17 protein-coding genes are annotated in these 20,588 nt (G+C 70.5%); 4 read left to right on the top strand and 13 right to left on the bottom strand.

Annotated elements, in window-relative coordinates:
* Together DY157_RS10585 and DY157_RS10580 are read left to right on the top strand one after the other, a co-directional pair.
* A complete protein-coding gene (locus DY157_RS10585; RefSeq protein ID WP_115728609.1) occupies positions 1–741 on the top strand; it encodes a hypothetical protein in 741 nt (246 codons plus the stop codon).
* Between the two features lie 254 nt (positions 742–995).
* Positions 996–2,069 (top strand): alpha/beta fold hydrolase, encoded by a 1,074-nt coding sequence (locus DY157_RS10580; RefSeq protein ID WP_235827209.1) that lies wholly within the window; start codon positions 996–998, stop codon positions 2,067–2,069.
* Between the two features lie 6 nt (positions 2,070–2,075).
* On the opposite strand, the gene DY157_RS10575 is transcribed toward DY157_RS10580, so the two are convergent.
* Both DY157_RS10575 and DY157_RS10570 read right to left on the bottom strand, forming a co-directional pair.
* Positions 2,076–3,410 (bottom strand): hypothetical protein, encoded by a 1,335-nt coding sequence (locus DY157_RS10575; protein WP_115728607.1) that lies wholly within the window; start codon positions 3,408–3,410, stop codon positions 2,076–2,078.
* Positions 3,411–3,527: 117 nt separating this feature from the next.
* Entirely contained in the window at positions 3,528–4,220 is a 693-nt protein-coding gene (locus DY157_RS10570; RefSeq protein ID WP_160159535.1) for an SDR family oxidoreductase, read from the bottom strand.
* A gap of 143 nt (positions 4,221–4,363) precedes the next feature.
* Between DY157_RS10570 and DY157_RS10565 the strand changes: the two genes are divergently transcribed.
* Positions 4,364–5,026, top strand: a complete 663-nt coding sequence (locus DY157_RS10565) for a TetR family transcriptional regulator (RefSeq protein ID WP_115728605.1) — start codon at positions 4,364–4,366, stop codon at positions 5,024–5,026.
* A 54-nt stretch (positions 5,027–5,080) separates the two neighbouring features.
* Entirely contained in the window at positions 5,081–8,242 is a 3,162-nt protein-coding gene (locus DY157_RS10560; RefSeq protein ID WP_115728604.1) for an FAD-binding and (Fe-S)-binding domain-containing protein, read from the top strand.
* Positions 8,243–8,403: 161 nt separating this feature from the next.
* Here the strand turns inward: DY157_RS10560 and DY157_RS10555 are convergent, their stop codons facing one another.
* The 11 genes from DY157_RS10555 to DY157_RS10505 form a co-directional block, all read right to left on the bottom strand.
* Positions 8,404–9,363: a nucleoside hydrolase gene (locus DY157_RS10555; protein ID WP_115728603.1), complete on the bottom strand. Its 960-nt coding sequence runs from the start codon at positions 9,361–9,363 to the stop codon at positions 8,404–8,406.
* A 227-nt stretch (positions 9,364–9,590) separates the two neighbouring features.
* Entirely contained in the window at positions 9,591–10,844 is a 1,254-nt protein-coding gene (locus DY157_RS10550; RefSeq protein ID WP_160159534.1) for an MFS transporter, read from the bottom strand.
* 278 nt (positions 10,845–11,122) lie between these two features.
* Entirely contained in the window at positions 11,123–12,727 is a 1,605-nt protein-coding gene (locus DY157_RS10545) for an SLC13 family permease (RefSeq protein ID WP_115728601.1), read from the bottom strand.
* Between the two features lie 153 nt (positions 12,728–12,880).
* Entirely contained in the window at positions 12,881–13,225 is a 345-nt protein-coding gene (locus tag DY157_RS10540) for a hypothetical protein (protein WP_235827194.1), read from the bottom strand.
* Positions 13,222–15,456, bottom strand: coding sequence for a ferrous iron transport protein B (gene feoB, locus DY157_RS10535; RefSeq protein WP_115728600.1), 2,235 nt, complete (start codon positions 15,454–15,456; stop codon positions 13,222–13,224). The genes DY157_RS10540 and feoB overlap by 4 nt, the downstream gene beginning before the upstream one ends.
* Positions 15,453–15,677 (bottom strand): FeoA family protein, encoded by a 225-nt coding sequence (locus DY157_RS10530; RefSeq protein ID WP_115728599.1) that lies wholly within the window; start codon positions 15,675–15,677, stop codon positions 15,453–15,455. The genes feoB and DY157_RS10530 overlap by 4 nt, the downstream gene beginning before the upstream one ends.
* 78 nt (positions 15,678–15,755) lie before the next feature.
* A complete protein-coding gene (locus tag DY157_RS10525) occupies positions 15,756–16,742 on the bottom strand; it encodes an FAD:protein FMN transferase (RefSeq protein WP_160159533.1) in 987 nt (328 codons plus the stop codon).
* Between the two features lie 80 nt (positions 16,743–16,822).
* On the bottom strand, positions 16,823–17,374 hold the full coding sequence (locus DY157_RS10520) for an FMN-binding protein (protein WP_115728597.1): 552 nt from the start codon (positions 17,372–17,374) through the stop codon (positions 16,823–16,825).
* A complete protein-coding gene (locus tag DY157_RS10515; protein ID WP_115728596.1) occupies positions 17,371–18,111 on the bottom strand; it encodes an ABC transporter ATP-binding protein in 741 nt (246 codons plus the stop codon). The genes DY157_RS10520 and DY157_RS10515 overlap by 4 nt, the downstream gene beginning before the upstream one ends.
* A 10-nt stretch (positions 18,112–18,121) precedes the next feature.
* Complete coding sequence (locus DY157_RS10510; RefSeq protein WP_115728595.1) at positions 18,122–19,285, bottom strand: ABC transporter permease; 1,164 nt, start codon at positions 19,283–19,285, stop codon at positions 18,122–18,124.
* 5 nt (positions 19,286–19,290) lie between these two features.
* Entirely contained in the window at positions 19,291–20,562 is a 1,272-nt protein-coding gene (locus DY157_RS10505) for an ABC transporter permease (RefSeq protein ID WP_174232160.1), read from the bottom strand.
* Positions 20,563–20,588 lie beyond the last annotated feature (26 nt).

Here is a 20,588-nt window from a genome sequence, read left to right as displayed (position 1 = left end):
ATGACCACCGCATCGACGCGCCCCACGTCCTCCGCCCTTCGCCCGAGCACGTCCGCCCTCGTCCGCGCGGAGCTCGCGGACTCGCGCTACTTCTGGTTCGTCGCCTTCGGCGTGCCGCTCGCGAACGTCGTCCTGTCCTCGATCATCGTCCTGTTCCTCTCCGAACCGGTGTCGTGGCGCGACGTCGCGCAGAGCGTCCCCGCGAACTGGGAGCTCACATGGTTCCTCCTCATCCTCATTTCGAGCATCCTCGCCGGGACGAATTACACGATGCCGCCCGCCCTCGCGGGGGCGGGGCTCCGCCTCCAACGCGCGGCCGGCTGGATCGGCGACCTCGCCCGCATCGGAGCGGCGGCGCTCATCTGGCTCGCCTACTCGATGGTTATGGCGACGACCGATGATCCGCTGCTCGCGATCGTTCGCCCCCTCGTCGGCTCCGGCCCGGCGGCCTACGCTCTCGGCGCCGTCTACTTCGCGCTCTTCCTCGTAGGGGTCGCCGGGATCGGACGAGTCATCGGGCACGCATTCCGCGTCGGATCGACCATTCCCGGGCTCTCCTCGATCGCCGTCGTCGTCGCGCTCATCATCGGCGGCGCGGCCCTCGCCGGGCGCCTCTCGGTCGTGGTTCCGGCGGGCGCCTGGGTGACGCCCTTCGCGCTCGGCGCTCTGATCGTCGCCCTTCTCGCTCTCCCGCTCGCGTGGGTCCTCGAGGGACGCGGCCCGATCCGCATGGTCGGCTGATCGGACGACGGGCGTCCCAGCGGCACGGGCCGGCGGAGCGCACGACTTCGCGGAGCAGCACCGGTCCGGGCGCCGAGGAGCAGCACGCTCACTAGGGTGGGGGCATGAACGAGGAGAACTCCGAGCTCGTGCCCCCGCCGTCGTCCATCGGCGAGTCCGTCGGGGACTCCGCCACGTCCGCGAGCGCCCGCCCCGCGACCCCCTCCGGCCCCGGGGACGCCGCGCAGACCGAGGCGCGCCCCGACTACGACGTCATGGCCCCCTGGGGGCAGGCCGGCCCGCCTCCCGCCGACGCGTGGCGCGAGGACCTCCTCGGCCCCGGCTACGAGTCCCGCACGATCCCGCTCCTGCCCGACGACGAGGGCGAGGCCGTCGCCGTCCTCGTCCGCCATCTCCCCCACCGCGACCCGGACGCCTCGCCCGAGGCGAAGGCGTTCCCCCGCTCGGTCGCCCTCTACCTGCACGGTCGCAACGACTACTTCTTCCAGACCGAGCTCGCCCGGACGATGGCCGAATCGGGCGCCGCGTTCTACGCACTCGACCTGCGCAAATTCGGCCGCTCCCTGCGTCCCTGGCAGTCGATCGGCTACACGGACGACCTCTCGGTCTACGACGAGGAGATCGGCGAGGCCCTTGACCTCATCCGCGCCGAGCACGGCTCACTTCCGCTCGTCCTCCTCGGCCATTCGACGGGCGGACTCATCGCGGCGCTCTGGGCACACCGCCATCCGGGCGCCGCGGCCGCACTCATCCTCAACTCCGCGTGGCTCGAGATGCAGACGCTCGCGAATCTGCGTTCCGCGGTCGCCCCCGTCCTCTCGCGCATCGCCTCGCGCAACCCCCGCTGGGAGATCCCGACGGGCACCGGCCCGGACTTCTACGGCCGCTCGCTCGTCGGCGGCCGCGCGGGCTCCGGCCTTCCGCTCCCCTCCCGCCTCGAGGACGAGGCCGCGGCGGCGGACCCTGCGATCAGGGGATGGGATTACGCCCTCGAATGGAAGCGCCCCGAGTCCTACCCGGTGCCGGCGGCCTGGCTCGACGCGGTGTTGGCGGGCCACGAGGTCATCGAGAAGGACGTGCGCCTCTCCTGCCCGGTGCTCTCGATGATGTCGACCTCGTCCTACTTCGAGTCGGAGTGGTCGGAACGGGTCTTCACCTCGGACGTCGTCCTCGACGTCGAGGTGATCGCCGAGCGATCGCAGACTCTGTCCGACCTTGTGACGATCGCCCGTTTCCCGGGCAAGCACGACCTGTTCCTCTCGGATCCGGACGTGCGGGCGGACGTGCGCGACACGATGCGCCGGTGGATCGCGGCCTTCGTCCGTTAGACGCCGTCAGGCGCGGCCGTGGCGGCCGGCGGAGCGGCGCTGCGGAGCGGCCGAGTACTCGCGGATCATCTCGCGGTTGACCTCGTCGATCGATTCGGCGAGGCTCGGCCCGGCGAGGTCCGCGATCCGCAGATGCTCCCACGCGTCGGCGAGCGCGGGCGCGACTTCCTCGAGCGCGGTCGGCGTGGTCCAGGTTCCGGAGTCGGCGCGGATCGCGCCGTCCTTCCCGAGGACGAGGCCGAGGGGCGCGTCGCAATCGGGGTGGGAGACGAGGGGGACCTCGTCGCCGATGATCATCGCAAGCGTGACGAGCGACTGCTCGTCGCGGCCGAGGACGGGAACGCCCGCGGCGCGCGCGGCGGCGACCTCCTCGGACTCCCAGGGCCGATCGGACGCGAGCGAAGGCCGTTCGTCCTCCTGCGCGTCGGGTTGCGCGGCGGACGGCTCCTCGGGGGACGTCTCCGCGACAGCGGGGCCTTCGACGGGCGGTTCGACTCCCGGAGCAGCCGAGAGTGCGCCATCGGCGGACTCGGCGGGCTCGATGGTCGCCGCCGAGGCGGACGGCGCGTCGACAAGAGCGTCCTCATCGGCGGATGCGCCACCGGTCGAACCGTCGCCACCTGAACGGGCCGGTTCATCAGCGGGCTCAACGGAAGAGGGGGCCTCGACATCCCCGGCCGGTCGGGCGCCGGCCCCGCCCTCGTCGATCGAACGCGGTCGGGCGGAGAGCTCGGGCACCTGCCCGGACTGGCCGAGGAGGACCTGGGGGGCGTGGCCGTAGAGGCGAGGGCCGACGGCGAGGACCTCGAGGAAGGTCCGGCCGTTCGACATGCGGCGCATGCTCACCTCGTGGACCTCGACGCCGGAGGTCGCGAGGACGTCGAGCGCGGGCCGCACCTGCGGGTCGATCGAGCCGACGACCATGACGAGGCGCGGGCCGGCGCCGGGCGAGGGCGGCATCGAGTCGCGGAAGACGAGCCAACCGGCCTTGAAGGCGTCGATCCCGCCCTCGTACTCGCGCGCGAGGTCGGTCCACGAGAGGGAGGCCGTGTCGGCGAGGCGCGAGAGCGAGGAGATCAGCGTGTCGGAGTCGAGACGGGCGACGACCTCGACGGAGACGATCTGGCCGGTCGCGTCGAGGCTCGTGAGGCGGGGGGAGTCGGCGGCGTCCTTCGGCCCGCGCGAGACGTCGCGCCAGGTGATGGGGAAGAGCGGGCGGGAGACGATTTCGAGGACCTGGCCGCAGATCGCGTCGACGAGTTCGGGCGTGAGACCGCCGGAGACGGGCCGCCCGAACTGCGCGGGGATCAGCCGTCCGTCCTCGAACTCGAAAAGGGCCACCGGCCATCCTTCCCTTCATGCGCCGCAAACGCCCCTATTGTCCCACAGACCTCGGCGGTCGGCGCCTTCTCACGAGGGCGGATGCGGGGCGTTCGCCCGGCCGGGGCCGACCGGAGTTCAGGCGCGGTCGAGCGGCCCCTCGTCGACGCCGTCGCGGTCGGGTTCGAGGGCGGCGAGCGCCTCGGCCCACTGCGCGCCGGTCTCGATGGGCTCGCCGCGGGTCGAGAAGATCTCGAGGGTGAGCGACTCGTCGGCGTCGAGCAGCCCGTGGAGGAGCACCTGCGCGATGTGGCGGACGTCGACTCCGCGCTGCCCGGTGACGAGGTCGCCCTGGCGCAGGTCGGCGCGGACGTCGGCGGCGCCCTGGTAGCCGAACCAGCCGGGACGAACGATGACGTGGCGCAGACGCGAGCGGCGCAGGAGGATCTCGCCCTTCTTCTTCCATTCGAGGACGGACGCGAAGGCGCCGTTCGGGTCGCTCGTCCCCATCGAGGTCATGAGGGCGATCGGGGTCGCGCCGGGCAGTGCGGCGTCGATGACCGCGGCGACGGTCGCGTAGGCGGCCTCGGGGTCGTGGTCGCCGCCGTGGGTGAGGACGACCGCGTCGACGTCGCGAAGAGCGTCCGCGAGCGCGTCGGCGTCCGCGGGATCGAGGACGAGGGCGGGGCCGGAACCCCTATGGGCGGAGGCGGATCGGGCGGTGCGATAGGCGCCGACCGCCTCGATGCCGAGCGCGTCGGCCTCCCGAAGGACCGCGCGGCCGATCGTGCCGGACGCGCCGATGACGAGGATCCTGCTGAGTGCGACCACTGGGGTCTCCCTTCTTCCACGACGTTCTCCGGCGCTCTCGACGAAGCCCATAAGAGAACGCCGTTCTCTTGAGTTGGCGCTACACTAACAGAACAACGTTCCGCTACACAACGGGACGGATCCGGTGAAGAAAGGGGACGCCCATGGGCCACGACTTCCAGCGCGCGCGCACCGACGCCCAGCGCGAGGAGCGCCGCGCGTCGATCCTCGCCGCCGCCCGAGCGCTCCTCGCCTCGCACCGCTCCAAGGACATCAGCCTCTCGATGATCGCCGCCGAGACCGGCCTCGCGAAGTCCGCGCTCCTCCGCTACTACGGCTCGCGAGAGGCGATCCTCCTCGCGATCCTCCTCGACGACTTCTCCGACTGGAACCGCGATGCCGCCCGCGCCCTCGAGGATCTTCCCGCGAAGGACCCCGAGGCCCTCGACCTGGCCGCCCGCGCCCTCGCGACGTCCACGCTCTCTCGGCCCATCATGAGCGAGCTCCTCGCCGACGTCGCCTCCGTCCTCGAGCACAACGTCCCCGTCGAGGACGTCCTCGCGTTCAAGCTCGCGATCGAGGACGCCTCGGCCGACCTGCGCGCGGCTCTCGCGCGCCTCCTCGGGGATCCGTCCGCCGAGGAGCTCGGCGCCGCGATCATCGGGATCCATTCGATCCTCATCCACATCCACGTCATGGCCCACCCCGCCCCCGCGCTCGCCGAGGCCCGCAGGCTCGACCCGCGCGTCCCGCGTCTGCCGGCCCCTCCGGTCGATACCTGCGCGATGCTCCTTTCGGCGCTGCTGCGGGGTTTCGCGCACATGTGAGCCGGGACCTGAACGTCCCGTCCGCGCCCGCGGCTCGCGTGCCAGAATCGGGCCATGAGCGTTGAATTCGACCGCGTTCCCCCCGCGTCGCGCAGCCGCGTTCCCGTCGATCCGTCCCCCGTCAACGGGACGACGACGCTCCAGGCCGGCGCCCCGGCGGACCCCTTCACCGACCCGCGCCACCGCGCCCTCCTCGACGCGATCGCCGAAGCGATCGACGGCGACCTCGACGCGACGACCGGGACGCGCGCCCGCTATTCGACGGATGCGGGCCTCTACCGGATCCCGCCGCTCGCCATCGTCTTCCCGAAGACGACCGCCGACGTCCTCGCGATCCTGAGCCTCGCGCGCGAGCACGACGTCCCCGTGACGAACCGCGGCGGCGGCACCTCCTGCTCGGGCAACGCGATCGGCCCGGGCCTCGTCCTCGAATTCACGCGCCACATGAACCGCGTCCTCGACCTCGATCCCGAGGCGCGCACCGCCGTCGTCGAGCCCGGCTGCATCGAGGCGACCCTCCAGGCCGCGGCCGCCCCCTTCGGGCTGCGCTTCGGCCCCGACCCCTCGAGCCAGAACCGCGCGACGATCGCCGGCATGGTGGGGAACAACGCGTGCGGTCCGCACGCGACCGCCTGGGGGCGCACCGCCGACAACATCGTCGCCCTCGACTGCGTCGACGGGACGGGCCGCCGCTTCACCGCGACGCGCGAGCACGCCGCCGACATCCCCGAGGTCCCGGGGCTCGCCGCCCTCATCGACGCGCACCTCGGGATCATCCGCACCGAGCTCGGCACCTTCGGCCGACAGGTCTCCGGCTACTCGCTCGAGCACCTCGCCCCCGAGAAGCACCGCAACCTCGCAGCCATGCTCGTCGGCACCGAGGGCACGCTCGTCACGATCCTCTCCGTCACCGTTCGACTCGTCCCGATCCCGGCCTCGCCGGTCCTCGTCGCCCTCGGCTACCCCGACATGATTCGCGCCGCCGACGACGTCCCGACCCTCCTCGAGCACCGACCGCTCGCCGTCGAGGGGCTCGACTCGCGCCTCGTCGAGGTCGTCCGCCGTCACAACGGCCCCGGAGCCGTCCCCGAGCTGCCCGCTGGCGAGGGATGGATGATGGTCGAGGTCGGGGGCGACGACCTCGAGGACTCCCTCGCGAAGGCCCGAGCGCTCGCCGCGTCCGCCCACACCGACGCGGTCGCCGTCTACCCGCCGGACGCCGACGCGCAGCGCCTCTGGCGGATCCGCGCCGACGGCGCGGGCCTCGGCGGACGCACCCCCTACGACCCGGCGACCGGGAAGGGCAACGAGCAGGGCTGGCCCGGCTTCGAGGACGCGGCCGTCCCGCCGGCCAACCTCGGCGCCTACCTCCGGGACTTCACCGCCCTCATGGACGAGTTCGGGATCGACGGCCTCCTCTACGGCCACTTCGGCGACGGCTGCGTCCACGTGCGCCTCGACATGCCGCTCGACACCGACGAGGGCGTCGCCCATTCGCGCCGCTTCCTCGAGCGCGCGGCCGCCTGCTGCGCGTCCCACGGCGGGTCGGTCTCCGGCGAGCACGGCGACGGCCGCGCCCGCACCGAGCTCCTCCGCTATATGTATTCGCCCGCGATGCTCGACCTCTTCGCGCGCGTCAAGGCCCTCTTCGATCCGGCGAACCTCCTCAACCCCGGCGTCCTCACCTCCCCGATGGACGAGGCCGAGGCGGCGCTGCGCGCCGATGCGGTCGCGCGGGCGGGCGCGCCCGCCCGCGGGTCCGAGGTCGACGTCGTCGACCCGCAGCCCGGCGTCGACCTCGTCGATCACTTCCTCCGGAGGCCCGCCTCCCGGCGCCTGCCCGCCGACGGCGGCTTCTCCTTCCGCGAGGACCACGGGGACTTCGCGACGGCGATCCACCGGTGCACGGGCGTCGGCAAGTGCCGCGCAGGGATCTCGGGGACCTTCATGTGCCCGAGCTGGAAGGCGACGAAGGACGAGAAGGACGTCACCCGCGGACGCGCCCGCACCCTGCAGGACGCGGCGAACGGGCAGCTCATCGCCCGCATCGACTCGCCCGAGGTCCTCGAGGCGCTCGACCTGTGCCTCGCGTGCAAGGCGTGCTCCTCCGACTGCCCGGCCGGCGTCGACATGGCGAAGTACCGCTCGGAGACCCTCTTCCGCCGCTACCGCGGAAAGGCGCGCCCCCTCTCCCACTACACGCTCGGCTGGCTGCCGCGCTGGACGCGACTCACGGCGTCCGTGCCCGGACTCGCGAAGCTCGGCAACGCCGTCCTCGGCGTCGACGCGCTGCGCCGACTCGCCTTCTCGATCATCGGTCTCGACGCCCGGCGCCCGATGCCGCCGCTCCAGTCGGGGACCTTCTCCGCGTGGGCGCGGAGGAAGGGCCTGGCGGCAGCTCTGCCCTCCGCCCGCGCGGCGACGGCGCCCGTCCCCTCCCCCGGATCCGACGCACCGGCCCCGACCTCGTCGATCGCCCAGGGAACGACGACCCCGACGGACCCGAGCGGGCGGCGCTACGTCGTCGTGTGGGCGGACTCGTTCTCGCAGACCCTCGACGACACGGGCGCGCGCGCCGTCGTCGAACTCCTCGAGGCGAACGGCTTCGCCGTCATGGTCGCGCCCAACGTGTGCTGCGGGCTCACGTGGATCACGACCGGGCAGCTTTCAGGGGCGAAGAAGAAGCTCACCGGGCTGCTCGACGCGCTCGCGCCCTTCGCCGTCAACGGGATCCCGATCGTCGGCGTCGAGCCCTCGTGCACGGCGGTCCTGCGCGACGACCTCCTCGACCTCCTGCCCGAGGACCCGCGCTCGGCCGCGGTCTCGCGCGACACCGTCACCCTCGCCGAGCTGCTCGCGACCGTTCCGGACGAGGAGCTCGCGCTCCCCGACCTCTCCGGCGTCGAGGTCGTCGCTCAGCCGCACTGCCACCACTACTCGGTGATGGGCTGGGACGCGGATCAGGCGCTCCTCGAACGACTCGGCGCCAAGGTGACGCGACTGTCGGGGTGCTGCGGGCTCGCGGGGAACTTCGGCATGGAGAAGGGCCACTACGAGGTGTCGGTCGCGGTCGCCGAGCAGGCGCTCCTGCCCGCGCTGCGCGAACATTCGGACGCCGTCTACCTCGCCGACGGGTTCTCCTGCCGGACGCAGGCCGCGCAGCTCGCCGACCGAGGCGGAATGCACCTCGCGACCCTGCTGACGCGCGGGGCCTGAGAGGTCACTGCGCGAGGCGTGCTCCCACTGCTTGCTTCACTGGGGTTTTCGGCACGCTCCGTTCAGAAGAGGCGCTCGAAGCAAGCAGTGGGAGCACTGGCCCGCCGGAACTCGGGACCACGGAGCACGTAAGCCCGCGCGGGCACCCCCCGCCGCGGGTCTCACTCCCTCCCAAGCACGCGCTCGAGCAGGTGCTCGGCGAAGGGCCGGTCGGTCTTCAGCACCATTCGGTTCGTCGCGTCCTCGACGTCGCGCGCCCCGAGGCGGTAGCCCCGCAAGTCCGCGATCGTCTGACCGCGTCCCGGGCCGCGCGTGTCGTCAACGACGACGTCGACCCACGGCGAGTCGACGGGAGCAATCATCCCGACGGCGATCGCTGCGGCGAGCGGATCGTGAAGCGCGCAGCAGCGCCGCCCGAACTCCTCGACGTGGTAGTCGAAGTAGACCTCGTGCATCCGCGCGACCGCGCGAACGGTCGGGGAGTCGGAGGCGGCGAGGCGCGCGAGGTCGGCCTCCTCGAGAAGGTTCTCCATCGTGACGTCGAGACCGACGAGGGTGACCGGCCAGGTGGCCTCGAGGACGCGGGCCGCGGCCTCGGGATCGTGGATGATGTTCGCCTCGGCGACCGCGGTGACGTTGCCGGGGACGAGGGCGGCGCCGCCCATGACGGTCACCGCCTTGACGCGCGAGGGCAGCGAGGGATCGGCCGCGAGCGCGAGCGCGAGGTTCGTGAAGGGGCCGACGGCGAGGATCTCGAGGTCGCCCTCGTACTCGTGGGAGAGGCGGAGGATCATGTCGGCCGGGCTCTCGCCCGTCGCGGCGAGAGCGGTCGCGGGCAATTCGACGTTCCCGATCCCGTTCTCGCCGTGGACCCAGGTCGGGCGCCGACCGTACTCAGCGGCGAGATAGCGGTCCTCGCCCGCGGCGACGGGGATATCGGGGCGGCCGGCGAGGTCGAGGAAGCGCAAAACGTTCTCCGTCACCTGCGCCGCGTCGGTGTTCCCGCAGATCGTCCCGATGCCGACGAGGTCGACCTCCGGCGAGGCGAGGAGATAGAGGAGCGCCATCGCGTCGTCGACGCCGAGGTCGCAGTCGAAGTAGAGGGGACGCGGGGCGGTCATGGGAACTCCTTCGTCGGGCCGGTGTTGGGCGGCGGGCTGATTTCGGGCGTCGGGCTAATTTCGGGCGTCGGGCCGGTATTGCGCATCGGGCTGCTATCGGGCCGACCGAACGATACCGCGCCGACGCCGAACCCGGTCGCACCCACTGCGTGCGTCTCCGCGGGGATTCCGCTGACCGCAAGCGGAGAAGGGCCCTCATACAAGCAGCGGGAGCGCTCGAACCCCGCCTATCGCACCGAGCGCACGGGCAGGATCGCGAGCGAGCCGACGAGGACGAGCGCGCCGGAGGCGAGGTAGAGCCCCGGGTATCCGCCGAGGTGGGCGAGGGCGAAGGCGGCGAACAGCGGCGAGGCGATGTTCGCGAGCGCGACGGCGACGGTCATGATGCCGACGTCGCGGGCGCGCTTGCCGGCCACCGGGAGGACCGAGTTGACGAGCGCCTGGTCGACCGCGGTGAAGAGCCCCCACACGAGTCCGAGAACGATCGCGCCGACGACGGCCATCGGGAAGGTCGTCGCGATGGCCATGAGGACGCACGCGACGCCGATGCCGATCGCGGCGGCGAGGTAGAAGGACTTGCGTCGTCCGACATGGTCGGACCAGGTGCCGCCGACGATCGTCGAAACGATGACGAAGAGCGCGTAGACGCCGGTGAGGATGAGGACGCCCGTCTCCGGGTCGGCGACCTTGATGCGGTCGCGGAGGAAGTAGAGCAGGTAGAAGAGGGCGACGTAGTTCCCGAGGTTGATGGAGAAGCGCGCGACGAACACCCACGCGAAGTCGGAGTAGCCCTCGGCCGTGGACTCGTTGTCCCCGGCGAGGAGCATGTCGGTGCTCGATCCGCCGCCGACGAGCCCGCGCCTCCACGCGCCCGACGCGGCGAAGATCCCGACGAAAAGGACGACGGCTCCCGCGGAGACGAGGTACCCGAGTCTCACGCCCGCGAGCGCCGCGATGAGCGTGCCGCCGACGACACCGAGCGTGTACGTGGCACCCTGAACGCCGGAGACAAGGCCGAACTGGCGCTGCGGGACGGCGTCGGGCGGCAGGGAGAGAGTGGAGGATCCTGCGATCGCGAGGAAGACCTGGAAGACCGCCCAGGTCGCGAAGAGGAGCGCGTACGAGGGCGCGAACGCCTGGACGACGAGGCACGCCGCCGCGACCCCGTTGCCGATGAGGATCCATGGGAGGCGCTTGCCCCAGCGCGAGCGCGTCCGGTCGGAGAGGTACCCGCCGAGCAGGGACCCGACGACCTGGAAGATCCCGCCGACGGTCATGAGGAGCGCGAAGGCGGTCTCCTTGTCGCCCGGGCGGAAGGCGAGGACCTGGAGCGCGATGAGGACCTGGACGGGCCCGGCCCACGCGAGGTTCTGCCCGGTGTAGAGGAGTCCGTAGGGGATAAGCCAGTTCCGCCCGACCGGTTCGCGTCCGCCGGGCTCGACGCCGTCGCCTCCCGGCCGAGTCTCCGCCGGCGCTCCCACCGCCGAATTCCACTGTTCGCCGCAGCCTCCCGATCCGGTTGTCGCGCGCGTCGATCCTTCGCTCATGAGGGTCCCTCCGAGTCAGCGGCGCGCGAGCCCCTTCGCCCGCGCGCCGATCGATGGTTGCAGTGTACGCACCGATCAGAGGGCATTCGGGCCGTTCACGGGACGAGCTTCACGGCCTCCCCTCCCCCGCGCGCGGCTCCGCCCTCGTCAACGGATCGACGAGGGCGGAGGGGGACCCCCGACGGGCGGGGCATCGAAGCGCGGGACGGGCCTTAGAGCGTGAGGCCGAAGACCGGCACCCCGATGAGGAGGACCGCGGCGGTGATGAGGACGATGCCGGCGAGGTTGAGCCACAGGCCCGTCTTCGCCATGTCGCCGATCCTGATGTACCCCGAGCCGTAGGCGACCGCGTTCGGCGGCGTCGCGACGGGGAGCATGAAGGCGAAGGTCGCGGCGAGGGCGACGGGGACGACGAGGAGCATGACGTTCATCGGGTTGTCCGAGGTGATGCCGATGCCGGTCGCGACGCCGCCCATGATCGGGAGGAACGCCGCGGCGGTCGCCGTGTTCGAGGTGAGCTCGGTGAGGAAGATGACGAGCGTCGAGACCGCCGCGACGATGACGACGATCGGGAGGGCGCCGAGGCCCTTCGCCTGCTCGCCGATCCACAGGGAGAGCCCGAGCTTGGAGAACATCGCCGAGAGGGAAAGGCCGCCGCCGAAGAGGAGGAGGACGTCCCAGGGGAGCTCGTTCGCGGTCTTCCAGTCGAGGAGGCGCCTGCCCGACGTGAGGTCCGCGGGCACGAGGAACAGGATCGCCGCGGCGACCATCGCGATGAGCGAGTCGGAGATGTTGAGCTCGGAGCCGGTGACGTCGAGGACGATCGGGACGAACACCCACGCGAGGGCGGCGGCGACGAAGACGATCGCGACGAGGATCTCGCCTCGCGACATGCGACCGAGCTCCTTCCACTGCTCGCCGATGAGCTCGCGACCGCCGGGGATCTCGCCGATCTCCGGCTTGAAGAGGACGAAGGCGATGAGCCACCAGGCGAAGCCCATGAAGACGACCGCGAGCGGCGCGCCGACGAGCATCCACTGGCCGAAGCCGATGTTGATCCCGTAGTTCTCGGAGAGGGTCGCGACGAGGAGCGCGTTCGGCGGGGTGCCGATGATCGTCGCGACCGAGCCGATCGAGGCCGCGTAGGCGATGGAGAGCATGAGCCCGGAGGAGAACTTCTTCACCTTGTCGATGCCGCCGACGAGTCCGGCGACGAGGTTGAGGACGGAGAGGCCGATCGGGAGCATGACGACGGCGGTGGCGGTGTTCGACACCCACATCGAGACGAAGCCGGTCGCGATCATGAACCCGAGGATGAGGCGGCGCGGCTGGACGCCGACGAGGAGGACGACGCCGAGGGCGATGCGCCGGTGGAGGTTCCACTTCTGCATGGCGAGGGCGAGCATGAAGCCGCCCATGAAGAGGAAGATCGTGTCGGACGCGTAGGGCGCGGCGACCTCCTTGAAGGAGGCGACCTGGAACGCGGGGAAGATGACGAGCGGGAGCAGGGCGGTCGCGGCGAGCGGGATCGCCTCGGTCATCCACCAGGTCCCGAGGAGGACGGCGGCGAAGAAGACGACGCGCAGGCCGAGATCGGTGAAGGGGACGAACTCCTCCCCCTTGGCGGCGGCCGCGGCGCTCGCGACCTCGTTCACCTGGTCGACGCCGCTGGACGGGAAGAGGAAGAAGGCGAGGATGGCGAGGGCGAGGCCGGCGACGATACCGATCGCCTGGCGGCGCCACGCGGAGGGTTCGGGCGCCTTCTCCTTCGAGGCGCGCGGGACGGACGTGGATTCGTGCGTGATGGGAACGCTCAAAGCTGTACTCCTTCGGACAGGATGAGACGGTCCGCACACCATATGCGGGACTTCAGTCCCATGTCCAGCCCTCCGGGGTGGCGATGTCGAATCGTTATCGATCGCGGGAAAGGCACGCGCAGGTGGAGCGCTCACACCGCGCGAGCGACGATTTCACGAGGCCACGGGCCGTTTGAGCGGGATGATCGGGCAGCCGGCGCAGTGGATCCGCACTTCGTCCGAGTCCCCTCCCCCGCAGGCGCCGAGCCCCGAGGCGCACAGCGTCTCGGCCCGATCGAGGAGGCCCTGCCGCTGGAATTCGTCGACCATGACCTCCGCGAGCGCCGGATTCACCCCCGCCTCGGTCGCCGCGGCGTTCACCGTCGCCCCCCGACGCAGCGCGACGTAGAGGCGCTGGCGCGCCCCCGGGACGCCGCGGCTCGTGCCCTCCCCGCCCCGACGCGCGGCCGCGCCCTCGTCGATCGACGAGGACGGGGCGGGCAGCCGGAGGAAGGTCACAGGAAGAGCCTGCCGATCTGGAAGATCGCGACCGCCAGGATCCAGGCGGCGACGAGCTGGACGCCGACGGCCGCCGCGGTCATCCGTCCGCCGATCTGGCGCGCCTGCTCGGCGACCGTCGCGAGGCACGGCGTGTACGCGAGGACGAAGACCATGAACGCGAAGGCGGCGAGCGGCGCGGCGTCCCCGGCGGTCTTCGCGAACGTCGAGGTGATGAGCGCCGGGAGGTCGCCGAGGTCGGAGCCGCCGTCCTCCGCGTCGCCGCCCGCGGTCTTCGGATCGAGGTTGTACGAGGTGACGATCGAGGAGATCACGGTCTCCTTCGCGACGAAGCCCGTCATGAGCGCGCCCGTCATGTGCCAGTCGCCGAAGCCGGCGGGCTCGAAGGCGGGGACGATCGCCTGGGCGGTCGCGCCGTAGAGCGAGTCCTCCATCGGGAGGTTCTCGTCGGCGAAGGAGTAGCCGCCGGCGACCGGGATCGCCGACATGAACCAGACGACGAGCGTCATGAGGACGATGATCTTGCCCGCGCCCTTGACGAACGCCCAGGCGCGCATCCACGTGTTCTTCACCGTGACGAGGATCCGCGGCATCTGATAGGCCGGGAGGACGAGCATGAGCGGAGCGTCGGCGGCGTCCTTGTTGAGGAAGGGCTTGAGGACGAGGGCCGCGACGACGACGAGGACGAGGGAGAACACGTACATCGCGAAGATCACCGTGCCCGCATTGTCGGGGAAGAAGATCCTCGCGATCATGAGGTAGATCGTGAGGCGCGCGGCGCACGAGGTGTAGGGCGTGATGAGCGCGGTGATGAGTCGCTGGCGCGCGTTCGGGAGCGTCCGGATCGCGGCGAGCGACGGGAGGTTGCAGCCGAAGCCCATGATGAGCGGCATGATGACGCGCCCGTCGAGGCCGATCGCCCGCATGACGCGGTCGCCGAGGAACGCGGCCCTCGCCATGTAGCCGGAGTCCTCGAGGATCGAGATCATGAGGAAGATGACGAACATCAGCGGGAGGAACGAGGCGACGACGCCGAGCCCCGTGCAGATGCCGCCGACGAGGATCCCGTGGAGCCACGTGTGCTCCCACCCGAGGGCGCCCAGGCCCGCGTTGACGAGGTTCGCGAGCGAGACGGCGCCCGCGTCCTCCGAGGTGAAGAGCGAATCGAAGAAGTCCTGGACCGGACCGACCCATTCGCCGGCAACCTTGAAGAGGAGCCACATGAGGCCGAAGAAGACGGGGATCCCGACGACCGGATGGAGGAGGAGGCGGTCGATCTTGTCCGAGCGCGACATCCTCGCCTGATCGGCGCGGGCGCCGAAGGCGCCGGACTCGACGCCCTCGACCCAGGTGAAGAGGTCGTCGGCCTCGGCGAGGGCGTCCCTGCGCTTGACCGACGCGGCGACGGCGGCCGCGGAGGAGTCGGGTGCGGGCTCGCGCATCTGGCAGTCGTATCCACGACCGCACCCGCAGTCGCCGGCCGGATCGAGCAGGTCGGCGTTCGTCCGCGGGTCAGCGGCGCGCTCGGCGGCGCCTAGGGCGGCGGTCGGGTTGTAGCCGGGGGCCGAGGGGTCGGGCTCGATCCCCTGGACGCGCGGGCGGGTCCGCAGGGCGGCGCGCACCATGTCGTCGAGCCCCTCGACGCCCTTGTGCGAGCGCGGATCGATCGCCATCACCGGGATGCCGAGCGTCTTCGCCAGGGCCGCGACGTCGAGGGCCTCGCCCTCGTGGGCGGTGACGTCGGAGAGCGTCACGACCGCGGCGACCGGACGGCCCGTGCGGGCGACCTGGCCGAGGAGGTAGAGGGAGCGAGTGAGCGCCGTCGCGTCGAGGACGACGAGGGCGAGGTCGATGCTCCGACCGCGGGTCGGATCCGTGAAGGACCCGGGGGCTCCGGCGAGGGTGTCGACGACGACCTGCTCGTCGAGGGAGTTCGCGATGAGCGAGTAGGTGCCCGGAAGGTCGAGGACGCGCGCGCCGATCGACGCCCAGGCGCCGCTCATCACCTCGACGGTGGTGCCCGGCGCGTTGACGACGGCCTGGCGGGCGCCGGTGACAAGGTTGAAGAGCGTCGACTTCCCGACGTTGGGGTTGCCGACGAGGACGATCGTCGGGGCGACGGCGAGGCGGGCGGAGTGCTCGATCGGGCGCGGATCGGCGAGGGCGGTGGCGCCGGAGCGGAACGGGCCGGAGGAGGAGGGGACGGAGGGGGCGCACTTCGGGCAGCTCATGCGGCCACCTCCACGTCGATGCGCTTGGCCGACTTCGCGTCGACGGCGACGCGCGTGCCCGCGATGTTGAGGACGACCCCTCCGAAGGCGGCGCGGTTGGCGACGTAGAACTCCGTGCCCGGCCTCAGGCCAAGTTCCTGGAGGCGGAGCCGGAATGCGGGCTCGACGTCGATTCGGGTGAGTCTTCCCCGACTGTTCCTCGGGCACTTCGAAAGCAGCACGCAGGGGAGCCTACCCTAATGGGAACGAGAAAGCCCTTCGGACGAATCGCAGGATCCGCGCACGAATCCGGCCGCTCGTCACACCTCTTTCGCCGCCCACCCCGCCCCATTGGAGAACGCGATCCCGTCCCCGCGCACGACGACGTGCTCCCACCGGGTCGAGATCCCCCTCGTTCTCCCCCAGGCGTCCAAGCGAACAGCGTCGACGCAGCCCTCACCGGCGACAAGAAGGGCCGTCGAAAGGACCTCCGCCATGACTCCCGACGCGCAGATCACACTCGCCTGAAGAACGCCCGATTCGCTCGGCCGCCCCGTCCTCGGATCGAAAGTCTCATGAGCGAGCGCCTCCGGGAGCGACCGACCAGCGTCGAACGATACGGGCGCGTAGTCACCCGACGTCGACAGAGACGATGAGGAGGCGAGCTCGACGCTGCCCGCCCACTCGTTCTCCGCCGCGCCCGGCTCCCGCAGGCCGACCGTCCACGGTCTCCCGTCCCAACGACGCCCGAAAGCGGCGATGGACGATGTGCCGAGAGAGACGAGAACCCCTTCAGCCCCCACCTCCACGACCGCGTCGCGCACCGCGTCGGCAGTCGCCCCCTTCGCGATGGCGCCGAGGTCGAGCGCCGGCCCCCTCGACGGTACAATTCCCTCGTTCGCGGCCCGCACAAGACGCCAGCGAGCGGCCTCGTCGCGTTCCAGGAGCGCCGGATCGCACGAGCGAACCGCCCCGTCGATCTCCTCCTGGGAGGGGGCCGCGGGCACGCGCCCGTTCGCGAGGAAGGACCTTCGAGCGCCCTTGACGTCCCACAGTCGCACAGGCGCCCCCGCCAGCGGGGTGAAGGCCCCGCTGGTCGCCTCCGACAGCACAACGGAATCGAGGAGCAACGAATCCGTACGCGGATCGACTTCGCACCACCCCTCGCCGGAGTTGATCCGTGAGACGTCCGAGTCCGAGCGGAAGACGGACCACAGCGCTTCGCATTCGGCGACCAGTCGGCACGCTCTGCGCGTGATGCGCGAGAGATCCCCGCCTACTCCGATGAGGTCAACACGCGTGCCCATCGCGGGAAAGGACACTCGCCAGGAACGCGCGCCCCCGCCCTCGCCGACCTCGAATTCGACGAGCGGACGCTCCCCCACCGCTAGCGGTCCGTCCCGCCGAGGTCCTTGTCGAGATCCGTGTCCCCGAGGTGGGTCGACTCCTCCAGCCCCGGGATCTCCACGCCGTTCGCCGCCGAGTCGTCGACCCCCTGGGCCGCGGAGATCGCCCGGATCGCGGCCTGGATGAACTGGCGGTGCGCGACGGTCGCGCCCGACACGACATCGACCTTCGCGGGATCGTCCTTCTCGGTGAGCTCCTGCGAGTAGCGCGCAAAGGATTCGACGGCCCTCTGCGCCTTCTCGTAGTAGTCCTCGTTGAAGACCTCCCCGGAGGAGCTCTTCCCGTAGTCGGCGTCCTTGTCCGCTCCGTTCGCCTGGAGGGTCTCGTAGCTCGTGCTCGTGATGTCGCCGCCCTCGACCGTGATCGTGATGACCCCGATCGCCCCCTGATCGTCCGCGTTCGAACGGCCCTTCCACTCCCCGTCCTTCATCGGCACGCTCATGTCAACGCCCGGCGAGGAGGCGCATGCGGCGAGCATCATCGCGCCGAGTCCCACGATCCCGGCCCTCAGGGCCCCGCGCTTCGCGTTCATCGCAGATCCACCTTGCTCTTCCCCGTTCCCGACTCGGGCCCCTCGTCGTGCGCATCGAAATCGTGCCACGTCTCCTTGAAGATGCGCCCGTGATCGAGGGCGATCTCGCGCTGGCCCCGGCCGGCGACCAGGGCGTCGTGCGTGACGACCATGAGGGTCGTCCCCTCCTCGTGGAGTCGCCCGAACAGGTCGAGGACGATCCTCTCGTTCGTCTCATCGAGGTTGCCGGTCGGCTCATCGGCGAGGATGAGCTTCGGGTAGTTGATGAGCGCGCGCGCCACACACACCCTCTGCTGCTCGCCGCCGGAGAGCTGACGGGGCAAATGGGTGGCGCGATCGGCGAGGCCCACCCTGTCGAGGGCCTCCATCGCCTCCTTCTCATCGGGCATCGAGTGGTAGTACTGGGCGACCATGATGTTCTCCAGCGCAGTGAGATGCCCGATGAGGTGGAACTGCTGGAAGACGAGCCCGATCGTGGAGCGGCGGATCTCCGTGAGCTCGTCCCCCGTGAGATCCGAGATGTCCTGGCCGTCGAGACGGACCCGCCCCTTGGACGCGGTGTCCATGCACCCGACGATGTTCATCAGGGTCGTCTTGCCCGATCCGGAGGGCCCGACGATGGAGACCCATTCCCCGCGCCCGATGGTCAAGGAAACGTCGTCGAGCGCGTGGAGGTCGCCGTAGATCTTCGAGACCCCCTCCAGATCGAGGAGGGGCGTCGGCATCGTGTCGGTCATGGTTCTTCCTTCATTCTCCGCGTAGGACGAGGGCGGGGTCGACGGCGGCGGCTCGGCGCACCGGGGGCAGGCAGGCGAGGACGGCGACGGCCACGGATGCGAGGACCGTAATGAGAGCGATCAACGGAGGAAGGGCGATGCTCCGGTGGAACACGTTGTAGCTGATCCCCGAGGCGAGACCGTACCCGAGGACGACGCCGATCAGACCACCGATCAGACCGAGGAGCACGCCTTCGCCGATGAATTCGAGGGCGATGGAGCGCGAAGTCGCGCCCAGGGCCTTGCGCAGGCCGATCTCGTTGCGCCTCTCGGCGACGATGGCGACCATCGTCGTGGACACCCCGATCAGGGTGAGGACGAGGACGATGCCGGCGATGATGACGAGCAGGGAGCGCAGCATCGAGATGACGCCGGAGTCGGATTGCGCGAGGCGCTTGACGGCCTGCGCCGACACTCCGGGCACGGAGTCGTTGATGGCCGCGACGACGCTCTCCAGGACCGGGCCCTCGACAGCGATCGAGTACTCCGCGACCGTCGCGCGCGCCTCGACGCCGGTCAGGGCGGAGATCGCCTGCGAGGTCATGTACATGTAGGAGTCCTGCGTACCCCCGGTCTTGAGGACCCCGGATACGGTGAAGTCGACGCTCGTCTTCGCCTCGACCCCGCCGGACTGGGCGTGCTCGTCCGCCTCCTCGAGGCGGACGACGGAGATCCTCTTCCCGGCCGAAGCGCCGATCGTGTCCGCGATCTCCTCGCCGATCAGCACTTCGTCGGGTCCTTGCGGCCACTCCCCCTCGACGTACCAGTACGGGTTCATCGCGCGCACCGACTCCAGATCGGCTCCCGCGGCGACATAGGGCCGATCGTTGACGGTGACCGCCTCGTAGTCGAAGGCCGCCGAACCGACGAGGGCGCCCTTCGGCACGAACCCCGGGATCTTCTTGAGGGACTCACCGCTCATGGAATCGTTCCCCGAAACCGGGGAGACCACGAGGTTCGCTCCGTAGGAGCGGACCTCTCGGGCGAGCTGAGCGGGGACTTCCAGAGCAATGGTCGCCAGGCCCGACAGGGTCGTGGCACCGATGGCGACGGCCAGAACGGCGATGAGGACGCGAGAGCGCCTCCTCAGGATTGACGAGGAGACCATCCGCCAGAACATCGTGCGGCGCTTCATCTCTCTCACCTTCCGTGAAGGACTTCTGCGGCATTGAGCCGCAGAAGGTAGCGGATGGCCGGGATCGAGGCACTGAGGACGACGAGCAGGACGAGGAGCGACACGAGCACCAGGACGACCGGAGTGAAGGAGATCGAGGCGCCGAACACGATCTGCCCGATGACCTGCGCGAGTCCGATCCCGCCCCCGTAGCCGAGGGCCCCTCCGACGAGGCCGACCAGAGCGATCTCGCTGAGGTGCAGAGCGATGATCGAATGGTTCTTCGCTCCGATCGCCTTCATCAGACCGATCTCCCCGGAGCGCTCCATGACGTTCGCGGTGACGAGATTCGCGATGGCCAGCGCGGAGGCGACGAGGGCGAGGACGGTGACAAGGAGCATGAGGAGCTGAGTCTTCTCCAAAATGGTCCCTTCCGACTCGGCGACCTGCCGCACGGGCCTGGCCACGGAGTCGGTCATGACCTCTTCGATCTGGTAGGCGATGGAGGAGACGTAGGCGGTGCAGTACCAGGTCTCGCGCTCGGACACGGACAGGGACTCCGGGTTCTTCGCCGCCTTCCGCGCCAGGTCGTTATCCGGGGTCGTCAGGGCGGACACCTCGACCGAGCCGACGGCTCCGGGCTCTCCGAGAAGCTCCTGGGCGATGGCCAGGTTCGTGTAGACCCCGGAATCGGCCTCGTCGCCCGATTCGAAGATCCCGCGGATCGTCACCTCGACGGAGCGCCCGTCTCTGCTCAGGGTCACAGGATCGCCGATCGCAAGTCCGTGAGCCTCGGCGTAGCCTTCACCGACCATCGCGCCCTCCGGGTCCTCGTCTCCGATCCACTGCCCGGTGACCGTCCACCAGGCCCGCAACTTGTCGAGGCCGGTATTGAGCGTCTCTTCGGTCTCCAGGTCGAGGTGGTGATCGAACCAGGTTCCGGTGACCTCGACGGGCTCCCCCGAGGGGCCGACGGCGTCGACGGAGAGCAGCGGGGCGAAGTCGAGGATGTTGTACGTCCAGAAGATCGTCTTGATCCGGCCGAGCTCGTCCTCGCGGAGGAAGGACTGCGAGGGGGGCTGAGCGCCGTAGAGATCCTGGAGGACCGCCGCGCCTCGGGGCCTCACGACGATGTTCGCGCCGTAGGACTTCAATTCCTGATTGACCTTGTCCCCGACGTCGAACATCACCGAGAGCATCGACGTGGCCACGGCGGCGCCGAGGGCGACCGTCACAGCGATGAGGAGGTGTCGGTCGCCCCTGCGCGCCAGAGCCCCCGCCAGCATTCTCAGGAACATGCGATCAGATCCTCTCCCTCGTGGGG

This window comes from Actinomyces culturomici (genome assembly GCF_900499005.1).
Lineage (GTDB): Bacteria > Actinomycetota > Actinomycetes > Actinomycetales > Actinomycetaceae > Pauljensenia > Pauljensenia culturomici.
This window is presented reverse-complemented; position numbering and strand designations above follow the sequence as displayed.

What these genes read in the sequence shown, in the direction of transcription:
- feoB (WP_115728600.1), bottom strand. Translation starts at nt 15,456, where the DNA reads ATGAGCTGCCCGAAGTGCGCCCCCTCCGTCCCCTCCTCCTCCGGCCCG.
- DY157_RS10555 (WP_115728603.1), bottom strand. Translation starts at nt 9,363, where the DNA reads ATGACCGCCCCGCGTCCCCTCTACTTCGACTGCGACCTCGGCGTCGAC.
- DY157_RS10580 (WP_235827209.1), top strand. Translation starts at nt 996, where the DNA reads ATGGCCCCCTGGGGGCAGGCCGGCCCGCCTCCCGCCGACGCGTGGCGC.
- DY157_RS10505 (WP_174232160.1), bottom strand. Translation starts at nt 20,562, where the DNA reads ATGTTCCTGAGAATGCTGGCGGGGGCTCTGGCGCGCAGGGGCGACCGA.
- DY157_RS10565 (WP_115728605.1), top strand. Translation starts at nt 4,364, where the DNA reads ATGGGCCACGACTTCCAGCGCGCGCGCACCGACGCCCAGCGCGAGGAG.
- DY157_RS10510 (WP_115728595.1), bottom strand. Translation starts at nt 19,285, where the DNA reads ATGAAGCGCCGCACGATGTTCTGGCGGATGGTCTCCTCGTCAATCCTG.
- DY157_RS10515 (WP_115728596.1), bottom strand. Translation starts at nt 18,111, where the DNA reads ATGACCGACACGATGCCGACGCCCCTCCTCGATCTGGAGGGGGTCTCG.
- DY157_RS10520 (WP_115728597.1), bottom strand. Translation starts at nt 17,374, where the DNA reads ATGAACGCGAAGCGCGGGGCCCTGAGGGCCGGGATCGTGGGACTCGGC.
- DY157_RS10585 (WP_115728609.1), top strand. Translation starts at nt 1, where the DNA reads ATGACCACCGCATCGACGCGCCCCACGTCCTCCGCCCTTCGCCCGAGC.
- DY157_RS10525 (WP_160159533.1), bottom strand. Translation starts at nt 16,742, where the DNA reads ATGGGCACGCGTGTTGACCTCATCGGAGTAGGCGGGGATCTCTCGCGC.
- DY157_RS10560 (WP_115728604.1), top strand. Translation starts at nt 5,081, where the DNA reads ATGAGCGTTGAATTCGACCGCGTTCCCCCCGCGTCGCGCAGCCGCGTT.